This is a genomic window from Aeromonas crassostreae, from assembly GCF_054052445.1.
Window position 1 is genome coordinate 1 of the sequence record NZ_JBSTYM010000023.1, and the last position, 24,850, is coordinate 24,850.

Annotated in this window: 16 protein-coding genes, 5 tRNA genes, 1 pseudogene and 1 riboswitch; of the genes and pseudogenes, 13 read left to right on the top strand and 9 right to left on the bottom strand. The window is 62.9% G+C overall.

The genetic code is table 11. The features are described 5' to 3' along the window. Positions 1-3,279 (top strand): VWA domain-containing protein (locus tag ACW5W4_RS15550; protein ID WP_456689991.1); only part of this gene is annotated, 3,279 nt, incomplete at its 5' end. A gap of 237 nt (positions 3,280-3,516) precedes the next feature. Here ACW5W4_RS15550 and ACW5W4_RS15555 read toward each other — a convergent pair. From ACW5W4_RS15555 to ACW5W4_RS15565, 3 genes are all read right to left on the bottom strand, one after another. After that, positions 3,517-3,726, bottom strand: coding sequence for a cold-shock protein (locus ACW5W4_RS15555; RefSeq protein WP_041998347.1), 210 nt, complete (start codon positions 3,724-3,726; stop codon positions 3,517-3,519). A gap of 286 nt (positions 3,727-4,012) precedes the next feature. After that, positions 4,013-4,684 (bottom strand): LysM-like peptidoglycan-binding domain-containing protein, encoded by a 672-nt coding sequence (locus tag ACW5W4_RS15560; RefSeq protein ID WP_456689992.1) that lies wholly within the window; start codon positions 4,682-4,684, stop codon positions 4,013-4,015. A 100-nt stretch (positions 4,685-4,784) separates the two neighbouring features. Beyond that, the gene (locus ACW5W4_RS15565; RefSeq protein WP_456689993.1) at positions 4,785-6,656 is read right to left on the bottom strand and encodes a methyl-accepting chemotaxis protein; all 1,872 of its coding nucleotides are present in this window, start codon (positions 6,654-6,656) and stop codon (positions 4,785-4,787) included. A 279-nt stretch (positions 6,657-6,935) separates the two neighbouring features. On the opposite strand from ACW5W4_RS15565, the gene gltX reads away from it, so the two are divergent. The 9 genes and pseudogenes from gltX (at position 6,936) to ACW5W4_RS15610 (ending at position 14,115) form a co-directional block, all read left to right on the top strand. Further along, entirely contained in the window at positions 6,936-8,351 is a 1,416-nt protein-coding gene (gltX, locus tag ACW5W4_RS15570) for a glutamate--tRNA ligase (protein WP_456689994.1), read from the top strand. A gap of 30 nt (positions 8,352-8,381) precedes the next feature. After that, a pseudogene (locus tag ACW5W4_RS15575) lies at positions 8,382-8,486 on the top strand (glutamyl-tRNA synthetase); the annotation flags it as partial. 279 nt (positions 8,487-8,765) lie between these two features. Further along, a tRNA-Ala gene (locus ACW5W4_RS15580) sits at positions 8,766-8,841 on the top strand. Positions 8,842-8,869: 28 nt separating this feature from the next. Then, positions 8,870-8,945: transfer RNA gene (locus tag ACW5W4_RS15585), tRNA-Ala, on the top strand. Between the two features lie 64 nt (positions 8,946-9,009). After that, positions 9,010-9,085 (top strand) — tRNA-Ala (locus ACW5W4_RS15590). 72 nt (positions 9,086-9,157) lie between these two features. After that, positions 9,158-9,233, top strand: a tRNA-Ala gene (locus ACW5W4_RS15595). Positions 9,234-9,273: 40 nt separating this feature from the next. Next, positions 9,274-9,349 (top strand) — tRNA-Ala (locus ACW5W4_RS15600). Between the two features lie 361 nt (positions 9,350-9,710). Further along, a riboswitch (cyclic di-GMP riboswitch) is annotated at positions 9,711-9,794 on the top strand. Between the two features lie 115 nt (positions 9,795-9,909). Beyond that, positions 9,910-12,954 (top strand): glycosyl hydrolase family 18 protein, encoded by a 3,045-nt coding sequence (locus ACW5W4_RS15605; RefSeq protein ID WP_456689995.1) that lies wholly within the window; start codon positions 9,910-9,912, stop codon positions 12,952-12,954. 219 nt (positions 12,955-13,173) lie between these two features. After that, positions 13,174-14,115 (top strand): chemotaxis protein CheV, encoded by a 942-nt coding sequence (locus tag ACW5W4_RS15610; RefSeq protein WP_456689996.1) that lies wholly within the window; start codon positions 13,174-13,176, stop codon positions 14,113-14,115. Positions 14,116-14,182: 67 nt separating this feature from the next. Here ACW5W4_RS15610 and ACW5W4_RS15615 read toward each other — a convergent pair whose 3' ends face one another. After that, positions 14,183-14,788 carry an arylesterase gene (locus ACW5W4_RS15615; protein ID WP_456689997.1) on the bottom strand — a complete coding sequence of 202 codons (606 nt, stop codon included), beginning with the start codon at positions 14,786-14,788 and terminating at the stop codon, positions 14,183-14,185. On the opposite strand from ACW5W4_RS15615, the gene ACW5W4_RS15620 reads away from it, so the two are divergent. After that, positions 14,787-15,509, top strand: coding sequence for an ABC transporter ATP-binding protein (locus ACW5W4_RS15620; RefSeq protein WP_456689998.1), 723 nt, complete (start codon positions 14,787-14,789; stop codon positions 15,507-15,509). The two genes, ACW5W4_RS15615 and ACW5W4_RS15620, sit on opposite strands and share 2 nt — an antisense overlap. A 53-nt stretch (positions 15,510-15,562) precedes the next feature. Continuing rightward, positions 15,563-18,001 carry an ABC transporter permease gene (locus ACW5W4_RS15625; RefSeq protein ID WP_456689999.1) on the top strand — a complete coding sequence of 813 codons (2,439 nt, stop codon included), beginning with the start codon at positions 15,563-15,565 and terminating at the stop codon, positions 17,999-18,001. A gap of 87 nt (positions 18,002-18,088) precedes the next feature. Here ACW5W4_RS15625 and ACW5W4_RS15630 read toward each other — a convergent pair whose 3' ends face one another. The 3 genes from ACW5W4_RS15630 to ACW5W4_RS15640 all read right to left on the bottom strand — a co-directional run bounded on the left by ACW5W4_RS15630 (position 18,089) and on the right by ACW5W4_RS15640 (position 22,844). Then, complete coding sequence (locus ACW5W4_RS15630; protein ID WP_456690000.1) at positions 18,089-19,003, bottom strand: TIGR01777 family oxidoreductase; 915 nt, start codon at positions 19,001-19,003, stop codon at positions 18,089-18,091. Positions 19,004-19,418: 415 nt separating this feature from the next. Continuing rightward, positions 19,419-21,572, bottom strand: coding sequence for a phosphate acetyltransferase (pta, locus tag ACW5W4_RS15635; protein ID WP_456690001.1), 2,154 nt, complete (start codon positions 21,570-21,572; stop codon positions 19,419-19,421). A 69-nt stretch (positions 21,573-21,641) separates the two neighbouring features. Further along, positions 21,642-22,844, bottom strand: coding sequence for an acetate kinase (locus ACW5W4_RS15640; protein ID WP_041998369.1), 1,203 nt, complete (start codon positions 22,842-22,844; stop codon positions 21,642-21,644). A 304-nt stretch (positions 22,845-23,148) separates the two neighbouring features. Between ACW5W4_RS15640 and yfbV the strand changes: the two genes are divergently transcribed. Beyond that, complete coding sequence (gene yfbV / locus ACW5W4_RS15645; RefSeq protein ID WP_111873473.1) at positions 23,149-23,589, top strand: terminus macrodomain insulation protein YfbV; 441 nt, start codon at positions 23,149-23,151, stop codon at positions 23,587-23,589. A gap of 51 nt (positions 23,590-23,640) precedes the next feature. Here the strand turns inward: yfbV and ACW5W4_RS15650 are convergent, their stop codons facing one another. Beyond that, positions 23,641-24,141: a YfbU family protein gene (locus ACW5W4_RS15650; RefSeq protein WP_456690002.1), complete on the bottom strand. Its 501-nt coding sequence runs from the start codon at positions 24,139-24,141 to the stop codon at positions 23,641-23,643. A 184-nt stretch (positions 24,142-24,325) separates the two neighbouring features. Then, positions 24,326-24,790, bottom strand: coding sequence for a thioredoxin-dependent thiol peroxidase (gene bcp, locus ACW5W4_RS15655; RefSeq protein WP_456690013.1), 465 nt, complete (start codon positions 24,788-24,790; stop codon positions 24,326-24,328). Positions 24,791-24,850 lie beyond the last annotated feature (60 nt).

The window sequence follows — 24,850 nt, forward strand, 5'->3', positions numbered from 1 at the left end:
AAGGTGAGCGGCCAGGCCGACCGCCTGTTGAGCGATGCCGATATCCTTGCGGGCAAGGTGGGCTACGAGTTTGACCGTCCGGCCGATGGCGAGGCGCTGACCGTGACCGCCACCCTGGTGGATGCGGCGGGCAACGAATCCCAGCCGGGCAGCGACAGCGCCACCATGTACCACGATGCTCCCCCGGTGACCACGGGTGGTCATAGCATTGGCATGGAAGACACTCCCCTGGTGCTGGCATGGGACCAATTTGGTGCCAGTGATGACCAGGCCGACGGGGATCTGAGTGTGGTGATTGGCTCCTTGCCGCAAAACGGCACCCTGCAGTACCTCAATGGGGCGGGTCAGTGGGTGGCAGTGAAGGTGGGGGATAGCATCACCTCAGGCGAGATAGAGGCGGGCCAATTGCGCCTGGTGCCAGGCAGTCATGAGTCCAGCACCGACAACCGCAACGGGCAGGGCAACGACAGCGGCAACCTCAAGGGGGACTATGCCAGCTTCGAGTTCAAGGTAAGTGACGGCACCCAGCTCAGCAACAGCGGCACCTTGGTGATCGACATTGAGGCCGTGGCCGACAAGCCCATGGTGGAGGTGACCCTGAGCGGCAATGGCACCCTCCTCTACCAGGGGTTCCCGAGCTTTGGCATCAGCACCGACAGTTTCCAGTCAGGCAATATCGACCATAACGCTCTGGGAGTCGGCGCTCCGAAGCGGGACGCCAGCAGCAGCAATGATCAGTTGAATGGTTTCAATACCAAGAATGACTACCTGCTGAGCAGCAAGGGTGGCGGCGACATGCTCTACGGCAAGGGGGGAGATGATCTGCTGGTTGGCGGCAACGCAGCGCAGGGCGATTCCCTCTATGGCGGGGCTGACGACGACATCCTGGTGGCCGGTCTGGGCAACGATGGTCTCTATGGTGGCGCGGGCGATGATATTGCCGTGTTGCGCGGCAACCGGGCCGATTACGTGGTTCAGAAAGGGAGCGGCCACTCGGTCCATGATGCCTGGTTTGATTTCCGCGTGAATGAAGGGGACGCAGGGGTCATCAAGGCACTCCATGATATCGAGCTCGTACAGTTTGATGATGGCATTTACGCCATCAGTCAGGTCACGGGGGAGCTGACCATGGTGCAGCCGACCCAGGTCGATTACCCGGTCGATATCAATGTCTCCCTCACGGACCGCGATGGCAGTGAAGTGCTCGACAGCCTGTTGCTGAGCGGCATGCCGGCAGGGAGCAAGCTCTATCAGGGCCATGATCTGCTCGGCATCGTTGGGGCGGGCGGCACACTCAGCCTGTCTGGGAGCCGCGGCCTGTGGAGCGGCAATGCCCTGGATGTCTCCCTGACTGGCCTCGTCCTTAAGGTGCCTGGTGCCCAGGCGGGTCAGGTGGATCTCAAGGTGGAGGCAACCACGCGGGAGCTGCATACGGATCAGGCCAACACGGCCAGTGATGATGACAGCATACGGCTGAGTTATTTCCAGGGCACGGAAGGGGAGCAGGGGGATCAGACTCGCAGCTATGGCAGCGAGCACAACATAGTGGTGGGGGATCTGGACGGCAGCGTGGTGCTGTCGGGTCAGAACTACAACATCGCCTTCATCGTCGACAGTTCCGGCAGTATCGGTGACGAGGCGATGGAGACGATCCGCACCCAGCTGGAGCAGGTCTTTACCAGCCTCAAGACCAGTGCGGGCACCGACAATGCGGGTACCGTCAATCTCTTGCTCGTGGATTTCGATACCACGACCCGCGGTAGCGTCAGTGTCAATCTGGCCGATAGCGGGGCATTGAAGACCTTGCTCGATGCCCTCGAGGGGATGTCCGCAAATGGTGGCACCAACTACGAGGCCGCATTCAGCAAGGCGGCGGACTGGTTTGCCGCCAGCACGGCGACAAGCAATGTGGATGCGAAGAACCTGGCCTACTTCATCACCGATGGCGAGCCGACCTATTATGTTCTCGCCACGACAGCAAAGTTGAATGAAATCAAGATCTTTGATGGGTTTTACGAAAGTGATACCTATCTCAGTACTACCTCTTTGAACCTCAGCAGCTATGTGATCGGCAATACCGTGACTTATCACGGGCGTGAAGTGGTCAACGAAAAGGGAGAAGTGATCAAGTGGGCTCAAAACATCCTTGGCGGTTGGTCTCCTGTGAAGACGTTGGGCGTCATCGTCAAGGGCAGCAACGGCCAGAACCAGATCCAGCTGCTGGGTGGGGATGGTCGAAACAGCACCGATGACGTTCGCGCCGACGCCTTGCTGGGTTATCAGCTGTTGACCTCAATAGGAGTGATTGTTGAAGCCATCGGCTTGGGAGCGAACATCTCCGAGGACGACCTCAGATCCTATGACTCGGATGGGGTCACCCATACCAATGTGGACGCCAGCGATCTGGCCAGCACCATACTGGGCTCCACCAACAGCAACCTGCCTGGCAGCGACAGGTTTGATGGCGGGGCCGGTGATGACATCCTGTTCGGGGATGCGGTGCACTTCAACGGCATAGCGGGAGAGGGATACGCGGCCATCAAGCAGTATGTGGCGGACAAGTTGAACCAGAGCGTCGTCCTGGATGCCGAGGTGCACCGTTACATCCAGCAGCATGCCAGCGAGTTCGATCAATCATCCGGCAATGACAAGGCGGATGTACTGATGGGGGGCGAGGGGAGCGACATCCTCTACGGTCAGGAAGGCAATGACATCCTGGACGGCGGCGCCGGGGATGACATCCTGTTTGGCGGAACCGGGGATGACTCCCTGTACGGCGGTCTGGGGGACGACAGCCTCCATGGTGGCAGCGGCACAGACACCCTGTATGGCGGAGAAGGCGATGACATCCTCAATGGCGGTACCGGTGATGACCTGCTCATCGGCGGGCTGGGCAACGATATCCTGACCGGAGGTGACGGATCCGACATCTTCATCTGGAGCAAAGGCGATATCGAGGAGGGCAAGCTGATGGTGGATACCATCACAGACTTCAACCCGAGCCGCGATGACGCCTCACTGCGAGACAAGCTGGATCTGCGGGATCTGCTGGATCAGGACGACACTCAGCAGCCGGACGATCTGAAGAGCCTGCTCTCCGTGTTCCAGGACGATGAAGGGGTTCACCTGCAGGTCAAGACATCGGCCAGCAGCGAGGTGAGCCAGGAGATAGTGCTGGTGAACCACAGCTTCGATACCCTGACCGGCAACAGCGGGGCCACCTCGAGCCAGGTGATCGACTTCATGCTCAACAATCACATGCTGGAGATCGACAAATAAGGGTGCGACCCATCCACGGCAAAAACGGTGGCTCAGGCCACCGTTTTTCTTGGTGCGGACCCCGCGCAGGGAAGCGGTGTGGGGCAAGGGAGCAAAACGGCAAGGGGACGGCGTGGTGTTCGAGGCAAGGAACAAGGGCCCTTGACGCGGCGGATCGGGAAGGGGGGCTGGCGAGCAGCGGGAGGCAAATAGAGCGGGCAAATAGGAGGAGAGGACTCCTCCTAGCAAGGCGGCGGCTTAGAGAAGGGTGACGTTCTCAGCCTGCGGGCCTTTCTGACCCTGAGTCACGGTGAACTGAACCTTCTGGCCTTCGGCCAGGGTCTTGAAACCCGTGCTCTGGATGGAGGAGAAGTGAACGAAAACGTCCGGTCCCTGAGCTTGCTCGATGAAGCCAAAACCCTTGGTTTCGTTGAACCATTTGACTTGGCCGGTGCGAATGTCAGACATGTGTAAGTCCTATCTATTGCAAAATGAAACTAACGCCTGGTACAGGCAGGGTTTGCCTAAAAGACAGGGAGAGCCATGACTGACCTGCTGATGTGTCTCAGTCCTACTCAACGGTCCCTGTTAAAAGCAAAACGATTGTACGTGAGCGCCGATCCTTGTCAAACATCGGCCATTCAATCTTTGAGCAAGGTAAAACTATTGCGCTATCAAGCCGTTGCCTATGGGCCGCCGCCATGAAAAAGGAGGCATGACGCCTCCTTTATCTCGATGGGATCCCTCTGGGGGATCACTCCTTGAGGGCGAATCCCTCACCCTGGCGATCGTAGCGATAGAGCACCTGGAAGTCGTCCCGGATCTCGACGCGCTGAATGCGCCTGTCATCCCCGACGAGTATGTTGACGCTCTTGCCGGTCTGCATCCGGGTCAGGGGCCTGTCCGGCCCCTCGATGGCGATGAGCCGACTGAGCTCGACCCCGGGCAGCTGGAACTGGCGGAAGAGGGAGAAGAGAGTCTCACCCGCCGCGACCTTGTGGTTGAGCCACTTGCCGTTCACCGGCTCGGGTTCCGGCGCGGCCACGGCGCCAGTCTCGGGCTGGCGCAGCTCGCCCTGGCCCTGGCCCTGGGCCGGGATGGCGATGGGCACGCTCAGGGAACCCGAGGGGGCCGATTGCGGTGCGCCGGGGGCGGGTTCCCAGGCCAGCAAGATCAGCCAGAGGGGGATCAGGATCAGCAGGGCGATGCCATGTTTGCGGGGCAGGGGACTTTGCCACTGGCGGCCCTCGCTCGCCCTGGCCTTGGGGGCCTCCCTGTTTTTCAGCCGCGCCAGGGTCTGACCCAGTTGCTGGCGCAGGGGCAGGGTGGCTGCATTGATGCGTTCAAGCAGGGATCCTTGTGACTCGTCTCTATGACGCTGTGCTCGTCTGTTATGGCCACGGGGGCGACGATCCGGGGTGGGCACGGCAGTTACCTCTCACTACAATTGCCTGCCATCAGGCAAATCAGGCGCCTATGGTAAACGGACTCGCCCCCGAGGGGGAGAGCCCCTGGCAGGAAATTTATCAGCGCAAGCGGAATTGCCCCAGCAGGTGCTGCAATCGCTCCGCCCCCTGGCGCAGGGCCTGGCTGGCCTGGGCGGTATCGGTTGCGTCCCTGGCGATGTCGTTTGCCAGCATGTTGGTCTTGGCCAGGTTGCCAGACACCGTCTCGGCGACCGAGCTCTGCTCCTCGGCGGCGGAGGCTATCTGGTAGGTCATGTCGTTGATGGTGGCGATGGCCTGGAAGATGCTGGCGAGGGCCGCCTCCGCCAGATCCGCCTCGCTCACCGCTTGCTGCGTCAACTGCTGGCTCAGGGTGATGGCGCCGACGGCATTGGTCGAACTGTGACGTATCTTCTCGATCAGGTCCTGGGTGCTCTGCACCGCCTGCTGGGTATTGCGGGCCAGCTGACGCACCTCGTCCGCCGCACCCTGGGCCTGTTTGGCGGAATCGGCGGTGTTGTTGGCATGGGTGGCTACCTCCTGGCTGACGTAAGACATCTCCTGCACCGCGGTCAGCATCTGTTCCATTTCGGCCTGATGGGATTGCAGGTTGCGATCCGTCTGCCCCGCGATGCGGTCGGTATCCCCGGCGTGGCGATGGACCTCGCTCGCGGTTTTCTGCACGTCGCCGAGCAGCCCCTGCAACTTGTCGATGAAGCGGTTGATGCCGCGGGCCAGTGCGCCCAGCTCGTCCTGGGCCCGGGTGTTCAGGCGCTTGGTGAGATCCCCCTCCCCATCGGCGATGTCATCCACCAGGCTGACCATCTGGCGGATGGGGCCCGTGATGGTGCGGGCGATCACCAGCATGGCGAGCAGGGCCAGCCCCAGCACGATGAGGGCACCGATGAGCTGCTGGCTCATGGCGGCCCGGTTCATCTCGTTGAGCCGGGCCTCCAGCCGATCCGCCCCCGCCAGCACCACCTGATAGGGCAGGGTGACGATGATGGCCCAGTTGCGGGCCATGCCGGGTACAGCGATGGGCACAGAGATGCGAAATGCGCCATCCAGCTCCTGGCGCTGCAGCTCGGGTGTCAGGTATTGCGACCACCCCTCGCCGAGCAGGGTGTCGGCACGCGTGCCAAGCAGGCTGGCATCGCCACTGGTGCCGGTGATGACGCCGGCGGCACTGATGATCAGTGTCTCTCCCTTGCCGTCATAGATGTTGTCGTTGAGCCGCCTGGCTTGCTGGTTGATGGCATCCACCGCCAGATCCAGGGCGGCAATGCCCTTGAACTGGCCGCCCGCCAGGATGGGGCTGGTGATGGTGCTCACCAGCACCTGCTGGCCGTTGATGTCCACCTTGAAGGGATCGATGAGGCAGGCCTGGCCCTGTTGCCTGGGGCAGGCATAGTAGTCGTTGGCGGGATTGCCGAACTCATCGGGTTCGCCCTTTTCGATGGAGAGCAGCAGATCCGAGCCTATGCTGGCACCGTCCCGATAGAAGTAGGGGACGAAGCGCCCCTTGTCGTCGCTGCCAATGGCGCTCTGGCCTGTGAAGGCGCTGTCCTGGCCGTCGAAACCGTCGGGCTCGAAGCCCGCGAAGGCGCCATAGAGCTGGGGCTCCAGGCCAAGCTGGGCCTTGAGCAGCTCGATAACCTGCTGGCGATCCAGGGGCAGCTTGCCCTCCTGTTGCAGGGCCAGGACGCTGGCCAGTTGCTGGGCATAGGAGAGCCCCTTTTGCAGCAACTGGGTGATGGCGGCTGCCTCGGCGCGGGCCTCGGCACCCACCTTCTGCCACGCCTCCTCCTGCAAGGCGGCGCGGCTGGAGTCGACGGTCAGTTGCTGGGTCTGGCGACCAGAATACTGGGTCTGCAGGATCAGGATCACCAGGGCCGTGGTCATGGCAATCCCGGTCATCACCAGGATGCGGTGTGCGATAGAGCGAAACTGCATCATGCCTTCCTTGTCTTAGCGTTAAGTTGGTTGAAATATCGGCTTGGTAGATGAAATATCCAGCCGTTGTTGCAAGTAGAGCCGAAAATGCCAGTGATTTTTGCGATCCCCCTCATGTCCGGGAGGGGAAGGGGCATGGCAAGGCCCTATCCCAGGGTTTTTTGCCATCCGGCGCTGGCCGTGCCGGATGTGCGGGTTTTCCCATCCGTCATTGTCGGTGCTAAAATGCGGCGGTTTTTCTAACGCATTGGCCCAAGGCCCTCTACACAAGGCTTAAAGATGAAAGTCAAAACCCGTTTTGCTCCCAGCCCGACCGGTTTCCTGCACGTCGGCGGTGCCCGTACCGCGCTCTACTCCTGGCTCTACGCGAAAAGCCAGGGCGGCGAGTTCGTGCTGCGTATCGAGGATACCGACCTGGAACGTTCCACTCAGGAGGCGATCGACGCCATCATTGAGGGCATGGAATGGCTGGAGCTGAACTGGGATGAGGGCCCCTACTACCAGACCAAGCGCTTCGACCGATACAACGGCCTCATCGACGAGATGCTGGCCGATGGCCGCGCCTACAAGTGCTACTGCTCCAAGGAGCGTCTGGAGGCGCTGCGCGAAGGCCAGATGGCGAGCGGCGAGAAGCCCCGCTATGACGGCAAGTGCCGCGATGGTGCCCACGATCACCCGGCCGATGCGCCCCACGTCATTCGCTTTCGCAACCCCACCGAAGGCTCAGTGGTGTTCGATGACCACGTCCGCGGCCGCATCGAGTTCGCCAACACCGAGCTCGACGATCTCATCATCCGCCGCACCGACGGCGCGCCCACCTACAACTTCTGCGTGGTGGTGGACGACTGGGACATGGCGATCACTCACGTGGTGCGTGGCGAAGACCATATCAACAACACCCCGCGCCAGATCAACATCTACAAGGCGCTGAACGCGCCTGTGCCGGAGTTTGCCCACGTCTCCATGATCCTGGGTGACGACGGTGCCAAGCTCTCCAAGCGCCACGGTGCAGTCTCCGTCATGCAGTACCGCGACGACGGCTACCTGCCGGAAGCCCTGCTCAACTATCTGGTGCGTCTGGGTTGGTCCCACGGCGATCAGGAGATCTTCACCCTGGACGAGATGATCAAGCTGTTCAGCCTGGATGCCATCTCCAAGTCTGCCTCCGCCTTCAACACCGACAAGCTGCTGTGGCTGAACAACCACTACATGCGCAGCCTGGATCCGGCCTATGTGGCCAAGCATCTGGCCTGGCACATGGAAAACCAGCAGATCGACACCAGCAATGGCCCGGCACTGGCCGACGTGGTGACCCTGCAGGCCGAGCGCTGCAACACCCTGGTGGAGATGGCCGCCCAGAGCCGCTATCTGTTCGAAGATTTTGAGGCGATCGACGAAGCGGCCGCCAAGAAGCACCTGCGCGGCGTCGCCGCCGAGCCGCTGGCTCTGGCCAAGACCAAGCTGGCGGCCCTGGAGACCTGGACCACGGAAGCGCTGCACGAGCTGATTGAAGCCACCGCCGCCGAGCTGGGTCAGGGCATGGGCAAGGTCGGCATGCCGCTGCGCGTGGCCGTCACAGGTCTGGGTCAGTCCCCGGCCATCGACGCCGTGATGGCACTGGTGGGCAAGGAGCGGGTGCTGGCCCGCATCGACCGCGCCCTGGCATACATCGAAGCGCGCATGGCAGCCGAGTAATTCAGAGCGCCGGTACGGGTCAGTCCCCCTCCTGGCATCGCCGACGCCGTGATGGCGCTGGTGGGCAAGGAGCGGGTGCTGGCCCGTATCGACCGGGCGCTTGCCTATATCGAAGCGCGCATGGCCGCCGAGTAAGTCTGCCGCAGTGTGTCATCGGTCTGGTCATGGCCGCTGAATAAACCCTGTTGCCGATGTGAAAGGGCTCCTGCAAAGGAGCCCTTTGTTTTTGTGTTGCGCTCAGATTCATGACATAAAACAGCGACATAGCGACGAGATTGACGGTAAAAACAGCTAACTGACTGAATTTTGACTAAACGCTTCAACGGGGGTTATTTTTGGGTTGACAGCAAAGCGGTCGATGCCTATCATGCGCCTCCGTTGCCAGAGATAACTTTGGTAGCGCCGAGGTGAGTTGGGGTTATAGCTCAGCTGGGAGAGCGCTTGCATGGCATGCAAGAGGTCCGCGGTTCGATCCCGCGTAGCTCCACCAAATTCTCCTCGAACAATCTGGAATCAAAGGGGTTATAGCTCAGCTGGGAGAGCGCTTGCATGGCATGCAAGAGGTCCGCGGTTCGATCCCGCGTAGCTCCACCAGGTTCCAAATTGACAATGCAGTACCCAGGGCAGTGTGGTGTGTATCACCCAGGCCGACCTTTGTGGGGTTATAGCTCAGCTGGGAGAGCGCTTGCATGGCATGCAAGAGGTCCGCGGTTCGATCCCGCGTAGCTCCACCACTATTTGATATTTGAATGGCAGAGTGAGGGCAACCGGCCGCCAGAACCGGTTGTCTAATGAAGAAAGAATTTGGGGCTATAGCTCAGCTGGGAGAGCGCTTGCATGGCATGCAAGAGGTCCGCGGTTCGATCCCGCGTAGCTCCACCAAATTCAGAGTGAAGGTCTTGACCTTGATTCGCCACAACTTGGGGTTATAGCTCAGCTGGGAGAGCGCTTGCATGGCATGCAAGAGGTCCGCGGTTCGATCCCGCGTAGCTCCACCAAATTCTCGTCACGAGAAGCAAAAAGGCCACCGTTATCGCGGTGGCCTTTTTGTCATGGGCGCGTCGGCGCCACGCCATGTTTTGCCTTATCCTGCATCCGGCGCTCGCCGGCCACTCCCATCAAGCACCAAATTCATATGGCGCCATGAGATGGTTCACAGTTTCGCGTCATCACCCCTTGCTTCATGATGGTGACAAATTTGCGGCGGCAGGCTGACATTGTGGTCATGTGCCAGGCGTTGGCGACACGATCGCAGCCGTTCGCCGGTTTCCTCATGACCGGGCAAACATATTTCTCTTTGTGAATGAAGATTGAGCATTTGCGTCGGACTTTCTATACTCGAGCCGTTCCTCACGGAACCCAGGTAAAGGGCAAACCGGCAGTGATGCCGGGACGCAAAGCCTCCGATCTGTCCCATCCGGGCCAGACAGCGGGGTTTCCCAGGGTGACATGAGGGTATGTGGCCCCGTCCAAGGCCTGTTGTCGTTCCCTTTTACCTCCCTGTTGCGATTGCGCTTTCCCGGTCTTAACGCCAAGACAAAACAAGGAAGATAACAATATGCAACAGATCTTGAGGCCCAGCAGGCTTGCCATGCTGGTCGCCCTTGCGGCCGTCCCTGCCTGGGCGCAGGCCGCTTACCCCGCCTATCAGGCCGGCACAGCCTACAAGGCTGGCGACATCGTCAGCAACGTCGGCAACCTCTACGAGTGCAAGGCATTCCCTTATTCCGGCTGGTGCGGGGCTTCCCCTTATCACTACGAGCCCGGTGTCGGCGCCGTCTGGGCCGATGCCTGGACCCTGTCTCAGGACCCCAATCCGCCCGGGCCCGAGCCGCTTGAGCTCGCCCTCTCTTCCCCCGCCGCAGGTAGCTCGGTGAGCGAAGGGGCCGAACTGGCCCTGGCCGTGACCCTGACTGGTGGCAACACAGCGGTCGCCCAGGTGGCCTACCTGGTGGATGGCAGCCAGGTAGCCCTGGCCACGGCCGCCCCCTGGTCCGCCAGATGGTCCGCCAGCGGCGTCGGCCCTCATCAGGTGACGGCCCGCGCCCTGGACAAGGATGGCAACAGCCTGGATGAAGCCCAGGCCGCCGTGACCGTGACCGCCGTGGTCGCCCCCGAGGCGCCTCGGGTCAGCATCGCCAGCCCCGCCGCGGGTGCCAAGCTGACCCTGGGCCGTGCCCTCACAGTGACCGGCAATGTGACCGACGCCAATGACGACGTCGCCAAGGTCGAGCTGTTCGTCGATGGCAAGAAGGTGGGCGAGGACAGCAGCGCCCCCTGGCAGCTGGGCTGGACCCCGCAAACCAAGGGCAGTGTCACCCTGACCCTGGTTGCCGTGGACAGTCAGAGCCTGTCCGACGAGTCGGCTCCCGTGTCGGTCAGCGTCGAAGAGGCCGCCCTGCCGCCCACCGGCGACAACCTCTCCTGCGACGTGCGCCAGATCTACCGCGCCGACGGCAGCGAGTGCATGGGGGATGACCATGGTCGCCGCGTCATCGGTTACTTCACCTCCTGGCGCACCGGCAAGAACGGCCTGCCCTCCTACCTGGTGGGCGACATCCCCTGGGACAAGATCACCCACATCAACTACGCCTTCGCGGCGGTGGACGAACAGAGTCACACCATCAAGGTGGATGATGCCGCCACCAAGCTGACCTGGGACGGGGTGCCGGGCGCCGAAATGGATCCCGAGTTCGCCTACCAGGGCCACTTCAACCTGCTGTCGAAGTACAAGAAGCAGTATCCGGACGTGAAGACCCTGATCTCCGTGGGGGGGTGGGCCGATACCCGTGGCTTCTACACCGCCACCACCAAGGGCGACTGTTCGGTCAACACTGCCGGCATCAACGCCTTCGCCGACTCGGCGGTGGGCTTCATCCGCCAGTACGGCTTCGATGGGGTGGATATCGACTACGAGTACCCCACCTCCATGAAGGATGCGGGCAACCCCAACGACTTCCCGCTCTCCAACCAGTGCCGCGGCAAGCTGTTTGCGAACTATGAAGTGCTGATGAAGACACTGCGCGAGCGGCTCGACAGCGCCGGCAGCGAGGATGGTCGCAAGTACATGCTGACCATCGCCTCGCCGGCGTCGGCCTACCTGCTGCGCGGCATGGAAAACTTCCAGGTCACCCAGTATCTGGATTACGTCAACCTGATGACCTATGACTTCCACGGCGCCTGGAACCACTTCGTCGGCCACAACGCCGCCCTGTTCGACAACAAGGCGGATCCCGAGCTGGCCCAGTGGGGCGTCTACAACCAGGCCCAGTTCGGTGCCATCGGCTACCTGAACTCCGCCTGGGCGGCCCACTATTTCCGTGGCGCCATGGCGGCGGGCAAGATCAACATAGGGGTGCCCTATTACACCCGTGGCTGGCAGGGGGTCACCGGTGGCACCCATGGCCTGGGTGGCAAGGCGGCGCTGCCGAGCCAGAGCGACTGCCAGCCGGGCACGGGTGGTAGCACCATTCCCTGCGGCAACGGCGCGGTCGGCATCGACAACATCTGGCATGATCTTGACAAGAACGGCAACGAGATCGGCGGTGGCGCCGTGCCCATGTGGCACGCCAAGAACCTGGAGCACGCGGCCAGCCTCGGCATCACCAGCATGCCGAGCTATGGCGCGGCCTGGGGGCTGGATGCCAACAACCCGGCCGATGTGATGCAGGGTCAGTACGTGCGTTACTATGACGACAAGGCCCACTCGCCCTGGCTGTGGAACGAGCAGAAGAAGGTGTTCCTCTCCACCGAAGATGAGGAGTCCATGGGTCACAAGCTGGACTACATCATCAAGCGCGGGCTGGGGGGCGTCATGTTCTGGGAGATGGCGGGGGACTATGATTTTGATCCCGCCAAGAACGAGTACGTGATGGGCAGCACCCTCACCAGCCTGGCGTATGACAAGTTCGCCACGGCGAGCAAGGCCAACTTGCAGCAGAACGATCTGCCTGCGCCTGCGGCCCAGCTCGACATCGGCGTCAGCCTCTCCGGCTTCAAGGAAGGGGATTCCAACTACCCCATCAACCCGACCCTCAAGCTCACCAACAACTCGACCCAGACCATACCGGGCGGCACCCGCATCGAGTTCCTGATGCCCACCTCCACCTCCGACACCATCACCGACCAGAGCGGCATGGGGCTGGCCGTGGTGGAGAGCGGCGGCAACCAGAACTCCGACGGCATCGCCAATGAGAAGGACTTCCACAAGGTGGCCCTGACGCTGCCGGGCTGGAAGGCCTGGGCGCCGGGCACCGAGGTGGAAGTGGCCATGACCTACTACCTGCCGGCCGCCGGTGTGCCGAGCGGCATGCGCCTGGCTGCCGGCAGCCAGACCATAGGCCTGAAGTCCGACTTCCCGGCCCTGGCCGAGGCGGTGCTGGGGGGCAGCAGTGGCGGTGACGGCGGCAGCGGTGACACCAGCTGCGCCAGCCAGAGCGTGGATCCGGCGGCCTATCCGGCCTACCCGAGCTGGCCGCGCGGGGATCATGCCAGTGGCAGCGATCGCATGACCAACGGCAAGGCGGTGTGGCAGGCCAACTGGTGGACCAGCAGCGAGCCCAAGGCGGGCGACGGCAGCTGGAAGCTGGTCTGCAACTACTGAGTTGTCCCGGTCGCTGTGTCAGCTGCGAGCCCAGAGCGGGCGATGGCAGCGGGTCTGCAGCGGTTTAGACGGGCATTGACGACGCAAACGGGGCCTCAGGCCCCGTTTTTTTATCAAGAAAATCCATGGGCCGGCCGACATAACATAGCAAGAGCCATGGTAGCGGGATCGGCGAGTCCCTATACTGGGCCAGCATTCTGAAAGGGAGAAAGGGGAGTCATGGCGAGCATATTGGATTCAGTGGATCAACGTACCCAACTGGTAGGGGAGAATCGCCTGGAGCTGTTGCTGTTTCGACTCGGCTCCCGCCAGCTGTTTGCCATCAATGTGTTCAAGGTGCGGGAGGTGGTCAAGCTGCCCCGCCTGAACAAGATGCCGGGGTCCCACCACAACATCAGTGGGGTGGCCAACATCCGCGGGGTCTCCATTCCCGTCATCGACCTGCGCAGCGCCATCGGCATGCGGGGTCAGGGCGTCGAGGGGGAGGCCAATCTCATCATCACCGAGTACAACCGCACCATACAGGGCTTCCTGGTCGGCCAGGTGGCCAACATAGTCAACATGACCTGGAAGGACATACTGCCGCCGCCCCGTTCGGCCGGGCGGGCCAACTATCTCACCGCCATCACCCGGTTGCGGGAGGGGGAGAGCGAGCAGATCGTCGAGATCATCGACGTGGAGAAGGTGCTGGCGGAGATCATCACCTACGACATCCGCATCTCTGAGTCCGTGCTGGACAGGGCACTGCTGCCGCAGATGGCGGGGCGCAAGGTGCTGATCGTCGATGACTCCAGCACGGCACGCAACCTCATCCGTGACACCCTGGCCCAGCTCGGGCTCGAGGTGATCGAATGCCAGGATGGCCTGCAGGCCCTGACGCTGCTCAAACGCTGGTGCGATGAAGGCAAGAGGGTGACCGACGAGCTATTGCTGATGATCACCGATGCCGAGATGCCCGAGATGGATGGCTATCGGCTCACCCACGAGGTGCGCAGCGATCCGCGCATGGGGGATCTCTTCATCACTCTCAATACCTCCCTGAGCGGCAACTTCAACGAGGCCATGGTCAAGAAGGTGGGCTGCGATCGCTTCATCTCCAAGTTCCAGCCAGATCTGCTGGTGGGGGTGGCACAGGAGCGGCTGCGCCAGTTGCTGGGCTGAGGAGCAAGACAGATTGACGAACAGAGGGTCGGCCTGCGCCGGCCCTCTGTTCATTGGCAGGATGCCATCACTGGCTCAGCAGGGGCTCGACGAAGCGGGCGACCTTGTCGCGGATCAGCGGCTGCGCCTCGGCCTTGGGGTGGATGCCATCATTCAGCATGAGTTCAGGGCGGGTGACAATATCATCGAGGAAGAAGGGCAGCAGCGGTCGCGCCTGCTCGGCGGCGAGCTCAGGGAAGATCTGCTCGAACTGGCGCAGGTAGCGGGCCCCATAGTTGGGGGGCAGCTGGATCTGGGTCAGTATGGTGCGGATCCCTTGCCGTTCGGCCATCACCAGCATCTTCGCCAGGTTTTGGCGGGTGAGGGCAGGGGGGAAACCCCGCAGGCCATCGTTGCCCCCCAGCTCGATCAGCAACCAGTCCGGCTTGTGCTCCTCGAGCAAGACGGGCAGTCTGGTGAGGGCCCCCTGAGTGGTTTCGCCGCTGATGCTGGCATTGATCAGCCGGTGCTGTCCGCCCGCCTCCTGCCACTGCTGCCCGAGCAGGGCAGGCCAACTCTGGTCGGCCGGCATCTGGTAACCGGCGCTCAGGCTGTCGCCCAGCACCAGCAGGGTCTGCGCCTGCAATGAAGCGGTTGCCATCATCCACATTAAGGCGAACAGGATACGCGCCATGACTTCAACTCCCATCATTTCGATTAATAACCTCGGCAAGTCGGTGCGCCTCGGCAGTGACAACCTGACCATCCTTGAGGGGATCTCGCTGCAAGTCAAGGCGGGGGAGACCCTGGCCCTGGTCGGGGCCTCCGGATCGGGCAAGTCGACCCTGCTCGGCCTCTTGGCCGGGCTGGACTTGCCGAGCAGCGGCGAGATCCGCATCCAGGGCCACTCCCTCGGCGAGCTCGATGAGGAGGGGCGTGCCCGGCTGCGGGCCGACCATATCGGATTCGTGTTTCAATCCTTCCTGCTGCTGCCGACCCTGAGCGCCCTGGAGAACGTCATGTTGCCCGCCGAGCTGCGGGGCGAACAGGATTGCGAACCCAGGGCCCAGGAGCTGCTGGCGGCGGTGGGCCTGAAAGAGAGGGTGGATCACCTGCCGCCCCGCCTGTCCGGCGGCGAGCAGCAGCGGGTCGCCATCGCCCGGGCCTTCATGACCCGCCCCAGCCTGCTGCTGGCGGATGAGCCGACCGGCAACCTCGACAGCAAGACCGGCGAGACCGTCATCGAGCTCTTGTTCGATCTCAATCGCCGCCATGGCACCACCCTGGTGGTGGTCACGCACGATCTGGCCCTGGCCCAGCGCTGTCAGCGTCAGCTGACCATGGCCGGCGGCCGCTTGCAGGATGACGCCGGGGTGGATGCCTGGGTGCAGCCGAGCCCGGCCTCCGTTAGCTAACGTGGGATGACACACCCGGGGTGGCAGGCATGCCCGTTCGATAGGGAGCAAGAATGACTCATGTACGATTGGCGCTGCGATTGCTGCGCCGGGAAGGGGCCAGCGGCGAGTTGCGCTGGTTCGTGCTGGCGCTGGCGCTCTGTGTCGCCTGTGTGCTGAGCGTGGCCCTGGTGGCGGATCGGCTGGATGCAGGCCTCAAGGCCTCGGGCCGCGATTTTATCGGGGCGGATCGGGCCATCGGCACGGGGCGGGCCCTGGATCCAGCCTGGCTGGCGCGGGCGCAGCAGGAGCAGGTGGCGGTGCAGGCCACCGTCAGCTTCAACAGCATGCTGTTTCACGGCGACGCCTTTCAGCTCGCCTCCATCCGCGCGGTACCCGACGGCTTTCCCTTCTACGGCAAGCTGGAGCTGGAACCCCAGCGCGCCCCCAGGCCCGGGGAGATCTGGCTGTCGGCCCGGCTGATGCAGCTGCTGGGCGCCAGCACAGGGGAGGTATTGGAGGTGGGCAACACCCATCTCAAGGTGGCAGGCCTGCTCGGCCGGGAGCCGGATCAGGGCTTCAGCCCCTTCCTGCTGGCCCCCAGGGCGCTGATCCACAGCGATGACATAGAGGCGACCGGTGCCCTGCTGCCTGCCAGCCGCCAGCAGTGGCGTTATCTGTTCCAGGGGGAGCGGGCCGACATAGGCCGCTTCGAAGCCTGGATCAAGCCCAAGCTGGTGGCGGGCCAGAAGTGGGTGACCCCGGACGATCAGGGCTCCCAGGTCGGCCGCTCCCTGGCCAATGCCGAACGTTTCTTCCGCCTCGCCTCCCTGGCCGGGGTGCTGCTCGGCGCCCTGGCCATGGGGATCGCCGTGCGGCATTTTGCCGAACGTCAGACCAGCATGGTGGCCCTGCTCAAGACGCTCGGCGCCTCCAGGGGCAGTTTGTGGCGGCTGATGGGCACACTGCTGCTCAGCCTCACCCTGGTGGGGGCCCTGCTCGGCCTGGCCGCCGGCAGCCTGATGCAGTGGCTCACCCTGCAACTCCTTGGCAACCTGCTGCCGCCGGATCTGCCGCCCCCCTCCTGGCGCCCCTTCGCCCTGGGGCTGGCGGTCGCGCTCTTCATCACCCTGCTGCTCGCCTTCATCCCCTTCCTGCGCCTGCTCAAGGTGCCGCCACTGCGGGTGCTGCGCCGGGAGCTCTCCGCCAGCGTGCCGACCTGGCTGGCGCTGCCGGTCGGCCTGCTGGGGCTGTTTGGCCTGGTGTGGGGCTTCACCGCCGACTGGGGGCTGGCCCTGGGGCTGGTGGCCGGCATGGGGCTGTTGATGCTGCTGCTGGCGCTGATGGCGGCCGGGTTGCTCAAGCTGGGCAGCCGCCTCAAGGGGCCCCATGCCCTGCGTCTGGCCCTGGCCCATCTCTCCCGGGAGCGGGGGGCCGGGCTGTTCCAGTTGGCGGGCTTTGCCCTGGCGCTCATGCTGTTCGGTCTGCTCTGGGCAGCCCGGGTCGATCTGCTGGACGAGTTCTCCGCCCGGCTGCCGGCGGACGCGCCGAACCGCTTCCTGGTCAACATCGCCAGCGAGGAGCGCCTTCCCATCCTCGCCGCCCTCGGCGAGGCGGGGGCACTGACCTCGGACTTCTACCCCATGGTGCGCGGTCGCCTGAGCAGCATCGCCGGCGAGGCGGTGGGCCCCAACGGCCGGGAGGGGATCGATCGGGAGCTGAACTTCACCAGCACGGCGCAGCTGCCTGCCGACAACCGCATCACTCAGGGGCGCTGGCTTGCGGGCAAGGGGGAGGTGTCGGTGGATGACGAGGTGGCCGAGAGGCTGGATATCAAGCTAGGAGACACCCTGGGATTCAACATTGAGGGGCGGGAGTTCGAGGCGCGCGTCACCAGTTTGCGCCACATCAAGTGGGACAACATGCGCCCCAACTTCTACATGATCTTCTCCCCGGATCTGCTGACCGATTTCTCGCCCACCTGGCTCGGCAGCTATCGCCTGCCGGCCGAAGGCAAGGCGGCGGAGGTGGCGCTCATCCGCCAATACCCCACCGTCTCCCTCATCGATGTGGATGATCTCATCGCCCGGCTGAGCCAGGTCTCCCAGCAGGTGAGCCGCGCCCTGGCCCTGATGCTGGGTCTGGTGACGGTGGCGGCCCTGCTGGTGCTGCTGACCCAGACCCAGGCCAGCATGGCGAGCCGCCGCCGCGAGCTGTTGCTGATGCGCACCCTGGGGGCCGGCAGCCAGCTGCTGCAGCGGATGCTGCGCTGGGAGCTGGTGGCGACGGGCCTGCTGGCGGGTTTGTGCGGCGCGGCCGTGGTGGAGCTGGCGAGTCTGGGCCTGCAACTGGCCTGGTTCGAGGGTCAGTGGCAGTTCCACTGGTTCATCTGGCTGGGGCTGCCCGCCCTTGGCGCCCTGCTGGTCACCCTGGCCGGGCAGGGGATGCAGCGCCAGCTGCTGGCCGGCACCCTGAGCGATCGACTGCGGGGTCTGGGTCAGGGCCTGCTCTAGGGACAAGCGGCCTGGCTGCCAGCAGACATTTCGCCATGACACAGAGCGCTTCCCCCGGGGAGGCGCTCTTTTTATCGGACGGCTGGGCTACTTGCTGGGCTGGGGCCGCTCCAGCAGATTGACGAAGGCCTGGGGCAGGGCCGGGAAGGTGAAGTGAAAGCCCGCCTCCTGCAAACGTCTGGGCAGCACCCTCTGTCCGGTCAGCACCAGATCGGCGGCCTCGCCCATCATGAGCCGCAGTGCCCAGGCGGGAATGCGCAGCAGATGGGGACGCTTGAGGGCCCTGGCCAGCTGCTGGCTGAACTCCCGATTGCTTACCGGGGTCGGGGCCGTGCCGTTATAGATGCCGCGGCACTCCTCATGCTCGAGCAGATAGAGCCAGGCCCGCACCAGATCCTGGATGTGGATCCAGGAGACCACCTGCTCCCCTTCCCCCATGGGGCCGCCGAACCCGACCTTATAGGGGGGCAGCATCCTGGGCAGGGCGCCGCCATCCAGCCCCAGCACCAGGCCGATGCGCAGTATGCAGACCCGGGTCTGCTCGCTGCTGGCCGCCAGGGCCAGGGACTCCCAACGGTGGCAGAGCTGGTGGGTAAATTCCTGGCTGGGGTGGTCGCACCCCTCATCCAGGGGCTTGTCATCCTGGCGGCCGTACCAGCCGATGGCGGAGGCGCTGAGCAGCACTCTGGGGGGATGGCTGGAGAGCTTGATGAGATCGACCAGCTGCTCGGTCAGCAGCCAGCGGCTGTCGCACAGCTGCTGCTTGCGGGCTCGGTTCCAGCGCCCCTGGGCGATGGGTTCCCCGGCGAGGTTGATCACGGCATCTATGTCGTTGAGATCGTCGAGCCGGTCCAGGGAGTCGAGCACCTGCACATCGTGACCCAGCAACTGATAGGCCTGGCTGCCCTGGCGGCTCAGGACCACGACCTGATGCTGCACCTTGAGGTGCGCCACCAGCTTGCGACCGATGAACCCTGTCCCGCCCGTGATTAGAATCTTCATCTCGTCCCCTCCATGTCTGGCTCTACTCTAGTGAGTCGGCAAGGGATGAACAAGCCATGAGACCGAGAGAGGCCGATCCCTGCGGCACCATCTGCATCTGTTGTTTTCTTTCAAATGATCCGGAAACTATCCACAAAAGCTGTGGAAAAGTCTGTAGATTAGCGGTGTTTCTAGCGTTAGTTGGCTGATCTTAAACGACTATTTTCATCTGATCCCGACTGGGGTGCAATTGCGCAATCCCCTGGCGCGAATGTGAGTGTTCGCTCTGGCGTTGCCCCAGGCCGGTCGCCGCGCCGGGGTGGCGACGGCCGAATCGAGGGGATCCGGATTTGATCTCGGGGATCAACATCGGCCGCCGAGGTACAAAAAAACCCGCCGAAAGGCGGGTTTTTCACAAGGTCAGCGGTCGGCGAAATTACTCGGCCTGGGCTGCCTGGATACCGGTCAGGGCGATGGTGTAGACGATGTCGTCCACCAGGGCGCCACGGGAGAGGTCGTTGACCGGCTTGCGCATGCCTTGCAGCATGGGGCCGATGGAGACCAGCTCGGCGGAGCGCTGTACCGCCTTGTAGGTGGTGTTGCCGGTGTTCAGATCCGGGAACACGAACACGGTGGCTTTACCCGCGACCGGTGAGTTCGGTGCCTTGGACTTGGCCACGTTCTCCATGATGGCCGCGTCGTACTGCAGCGGGCCGTCGATGATGAGGTCGGGGCGCTTGGCCTTGGCCAGTTCGGTCGCTTCGCGCACTTTCTCCACGTCCGCGCCGGCGCCAGAGGTACCGGTGGAGTAGGAGATCATGGCGACGCGCGGCTCGATGCCGAAGGCGGCTGCGGAGTCGGCGGACTGGATGGCGATCTCGGCCAGCTGTTCGGCGCTCGGATCCGGGTTGATGGCGCAGTCACCGTATACCAGCACCTGATCCGGCAGCAGCATGAAGAAGATGGAGGAGATCAGGGAAGAACCCGGGGCAGTCTTGATGATCTGCATCGGCGGACGAATGGTGTTGGCTGTGGTGTGCACGGCGCCGGAAACCAGACCGTCCACTTCGCCACGCTCCAGCATCATGGTGCCCAGCACCACGTTGTCTTCCAGCTGTTCGCGGGCGACCACTTCGGTCATGCCCTTGTTCTTGCGCAGCTCGACCAGACGGGCCACGTAACGCTCGCGCACGGCCACCGGATCGATGATCTCGACGCGGTCGGTCAGCACCACACCCTGCTGTTCGGCGACGCGGCGGATCTCCTCCGGGTTGCCCAGCAGCACCGGACGGGCGATGCCACGCTCGGCACAGATGGCAGCCGCCTTGATGGTGCGCGGCTCTTCCCCTTCCGGCAGCACGACCCGCTTGTTGGCCTGACGGGCCAGCTCGGTCAGCTGATAGCGGAACGCAGGCGGGCTCAGGCGACGGGAGCGGGTGGACTTGGCGGAGAGGGACTCAATCCAGTGCTTGTCGATGTGGCCGGCCACATAGTCCTGCACCAGCTCGATCCGCTCGCGGTCATCTTCCGGGATGTCGACGTTGAAGTTCTGCAGGCTGACGGCGGTCTGCCAGGTGTTGGTGCCGGTGATCATGATCGGCAGGCCGGTGGCCATGGCTTGCTGGCACAGGGCCATCACCTGGGGTTCCGGGTGATAGTTGCCGGTCAGCAGCAGGGCGCCCAGCTTGACGCCGTTCATGGCGGACAGGCAGGCGGAGACGATGACGTCGGAACGGTCGCCGGAGGTGACCAGCAGGCTGCCCGGACGGAAGTGCTCGATCATGTTGTGGATGGAGCGGGCACAGAAGGTCACGGTCTGCAGGCGACGGCTGTCCAGCTCGCCCTTGTGCAGGATCTTGGCGGCCAGGTGCTTGGCGAGATCCTTGGCGCGCGGCGCGATCAGCTGGGTGTTCCAGGGGATGCAGCCCAGGATGCGCAGCGGGCTCTTGCCGAACACCTGCAGCACTTCCAGGTTGTGGGCGGCATCCGTGGTGTGGTGATGAGCCTCGAACATCTCGGTCAGATCGGGGCGGGTCACGCCGTGCTCGTCAACCGGGGCGCCGACCTTGTTGATGACGCAGCCGACGATGCGCGGGTTGTTGACGCCACCGAAGTTGGAGCAGGCCAGCTCGATGCGCTCTTTGAGCTTCTGGCTGGAGTCATGACCCGGGTGGGTGACGAACACTATGTCGGCATCCAGGGCCTTGGCGACGTCATAATTCAGCTTGTTGGCGAACGGCTGCTTGTCGGTGGGGACCATGCCCTCGACCACCACCACTTCGGCGCCGCTGGCCTTCACGTGCTCCTCGAAGCGAGCCACTATCTCTTCCAGCAGGATGTCGGTGTTGCTGGTGGAGATCATGTTCTCGGCGTAGGAGAGGGCGAAGGGCTCGGGCGGGTTGATGTTGGCGGCGGCGCGGATCACGGCGGTGGAGCGCTCGGCACCCATCTCGCCCGGACGCGGCTGGGCAATCGGTTTGAAGAAGCTGACGTTGACGCCATGACGTTCCATCGCGCGAACAACGCCAAGGCTCACTGAGGTCACACCGACATCGGTGCCAACCGGGATAAGCATAATAGTGCGTGCCACTTAATACCCCTTGTTCATTTTTTGGGATCAGGAAAAGGCCGCCCTGGGGCGGCCTCACGTTACTGCGGATCAGGCGCCGACGAGGTCCAGCGCGTCGTGGGCAATCACCCACTCTTCGTTGGTCGGGATCACCAGGGCCTTGGTGGTACCGGCCTTGGAGATCACGCCACCCTTGCCGAAGCGGGCGGCCAGGTTGGCATCGTGGTCGATGTCAAAGCCCAGCAGACCCAGCTTGTTCAGGGCCATCTCACGGATCGGGGCCGAGTTCTCACCGATGCCACCGGTGAAGACCACGGCATCCAGACGACCGTCCATGGCGGCGGCGTAGGCGCCGATGTACTTGGCCAGGCGATAGCAGTAAACATCCATGGCACGCTTGGCTTCTTCCTTGCTGTCGTAGTTGTCTTCGACGAAACGGCAGTCGGAGGTGACTTCGGTCAGACCCTGCAGGCCGGACTCCTTGGTCAGCATGGTGTTGATCTCGGCAACGCTCATGCCCAGATTGTCATGCAGGTGGAAGATGATGGCCGGATCGATATCACCGCAACGGGTACCCATCACTAGGCCTTCCAGGGGAGTCAGGCCCATGGAGGTGTCGACGGACTGGCCGTTCTTGATGGCGCAGACGGAGCCGCCGTTGCCCAGGTGGCAGTTGATGATGTTGAGCTCGGAAACCGGCTTGTTCAGCTGCTTGGCCGCTTCCAGGCTGATGAAGTAGTGGCTGGTGCCGTGCATGCCGTAGCGACGGATGCCGTTCTCTTTGTAGAGCTTGTACGGCAGGGCGTACAGGAAGGCTTCCTGGGGCATGGTCTGGTGGAAGGCGGTGTCGAACACGGCCACGTTCTTGTCGGCCAGCTGCGGGAACACCTTGAGTGCGGCGCGGATGCCGATCAGGTGAGCCGGGTTGTGCAGGGGGGCCAGGGTGGCGCAATCTTCGATGCCCTTGACCACTTCGTCGGTGATGACCACGGAAGAGGTGAACTTCTCCCCGCCGTGTACCACGCGGTGACCGATGGCGATCAGGTTTTCGGCCAGGGCCGGATTCAGGGGCAGGATCTTGTTGACGATGTAGTCCAGCGCTTCCTGGTGAGCGGCACCGGCACCCAGATCGGCATTTCCTTTCTCGCCGTTGAGCTTCCACTTGATGCGGGCGTCGTCGAGGCCGAAGCACTCTGCCAGGCCGGACAGCAGGTCATCGCCTGTGGTGGCATCGATCACGGCGAACTTCAGGGAAGAGCTGCCACAGTTAAGTACAAGAACCAGCTTACTCATGAATAAATCCTATCGCAGATTGGGTTGTGTAGGAGGACTGCACGGACGCGAGGGCGCCCAATATCTTCAACTTATCCTGATGAGGGTTGGCAATCTGTTGCTTGCCCCTTGTATAGTGATACAAGGCCCGACATCCTGACGCCTTCCGATGGGGCCCGGAGGGGCCATCGGCGGTAAAAATGGGCGTACAAAGGATAACCTCATTGTTGAAAAATAACAAAGTCATCCTAAACCTTTGTTACATTCCATCAAATTTTTACGCGGTTTTGCCACTTGGCGCGGTCAAAATTGGCTCGGAGGCAGTATGAGCATGACGTCTTTTGGAACTAAGTTACAGCAAGGCCGACATTATATGACGATTTGGCCACGCCGTCCCGAGCTCAATCCACTGTTTCCTGAAAACCGTATCATCCGAGCCACCGAGTTCGCCCTCAAGGTGATCCCGGCCCTGGCCGTGCTCAGCATCATGTTGCAGTTTCAGCTGGGTCAGGATCACTACTGGCCTTCGGTGATGACCAGCGTGCTGTTTCTGCTTAGTCTGCCGCTACAGGGTTACTACTGGCTCGGCCAGCGTGCCGAGACCCGGCTGCCGCCTTCCCTGGCGAACTGGTACCGGGAGATCAACGGCAAGATGAACGAGCAGGGAGGCCGCCGTCAGCTGGTGGCCCAGCCCAGATACGAAGAGCTGGCCGACACCTTGAATGCCGCCTTCAAGCAGCTCGATAAATCCTTTCTCTACGAATAGTCCCGGCAAGGGAGAAAAAGGCGCCTTGGGGCGCCTTTTCTTATGGCCGGATCAGGCCGCCAGTATGTTGCGGATCTCCTGGACGGAGAGCTTGTACTGGCGCGGGCACTGGTGCCAGACGCTCAGCATCCGCTGGTATTTGTCGCGCATGGCGATGTCGCTGGAGAGTTCGTCGCAGGGGCAGTCCAGCTCGGGGAAGCGCTTGTCCACCTCCAGCAGGAAGCAGACATAATCGGCCAGGGCGGCTTCCTGGCTGCGGCTGTAGCCGTTGAAGCGCAGCCGGCTGGCCGCGATTTCGGCCTGATGGGCGGGGGCCAGGTTGCCCCAGGAGATGGCCAGGGCATGGTGCAGCTCCAGGGTGCCGAGCACCTCCTGGCAGGTGGCGAGATCCAGATGGCCGAAGTGCTTCTCCAGCTCGAGGATCTGCAGGCAGTAACCCTTCTCTATGATGGTGCTGGCCCGTTGGTAAAACGCCGCCTTTTCCGGGTTGAGCTTGGCCAGGATCTCGTACTGGTTGCTGAGGATGAGGCGCTCTGTGTGGCTCATGTTCATGGGACTTCTCGCTGCAAGAGGAAACTGGCACCAAGTTAACCCAGATATCAGATGGATTTTTTGATCTGGCAGGGGAGTTGCGCGCAAAAACGGGCCGGGGGGTGAGGCGCCGGGCCTGGCCAAAGAGCGAGGGGGCCATAGGCCCCCTCGCGTCTGATCCCGGATGAGGCCCGATCCGGCGGGCTCAGCCCTTGATGAAGTCGAGCACCACCTGATGGTGATCGCTGGTCTTGAACTTGTCGAAACGGTGAGCAACCTTGCCCGTCTCGTCGATGAGGAAGCTCAGGCGATGGATGCCGTCGTACTCCTTGCCCATGAACTTCTTCGGGCCCCAGACCCCGAACGCATCGGCCACGGCGTGATCCTCATCGCTCAGCAGGCGGAAATTGAGGCCGTCGCGCTCCTCGAACTTCTTCAGGCGCTTGGCCGGGTCCGGGCTGATGGCGAGCACGGTCACATTGAGAGCGGCCAGCTCGGCATTGACGTCCCGCAGGCCGCAGGCCTGGGTGGTGCAGCCCGGGGTCATCGCCTTGGGATAGAAGTAGACCAGCACCTTCTTGCCGCGCAGTCCGCTCAGGCTGACCGGCTGGCCATCCTGATCCGGCAGGGTGAAATCGGGCGCGTTGGCGCCGGCGGACAAGGGTTGGATGGGTTCAATGGTAGACATCTTGACTCCTCGGTGGCTGCCCTCGGGCAGGCTGACGACAGG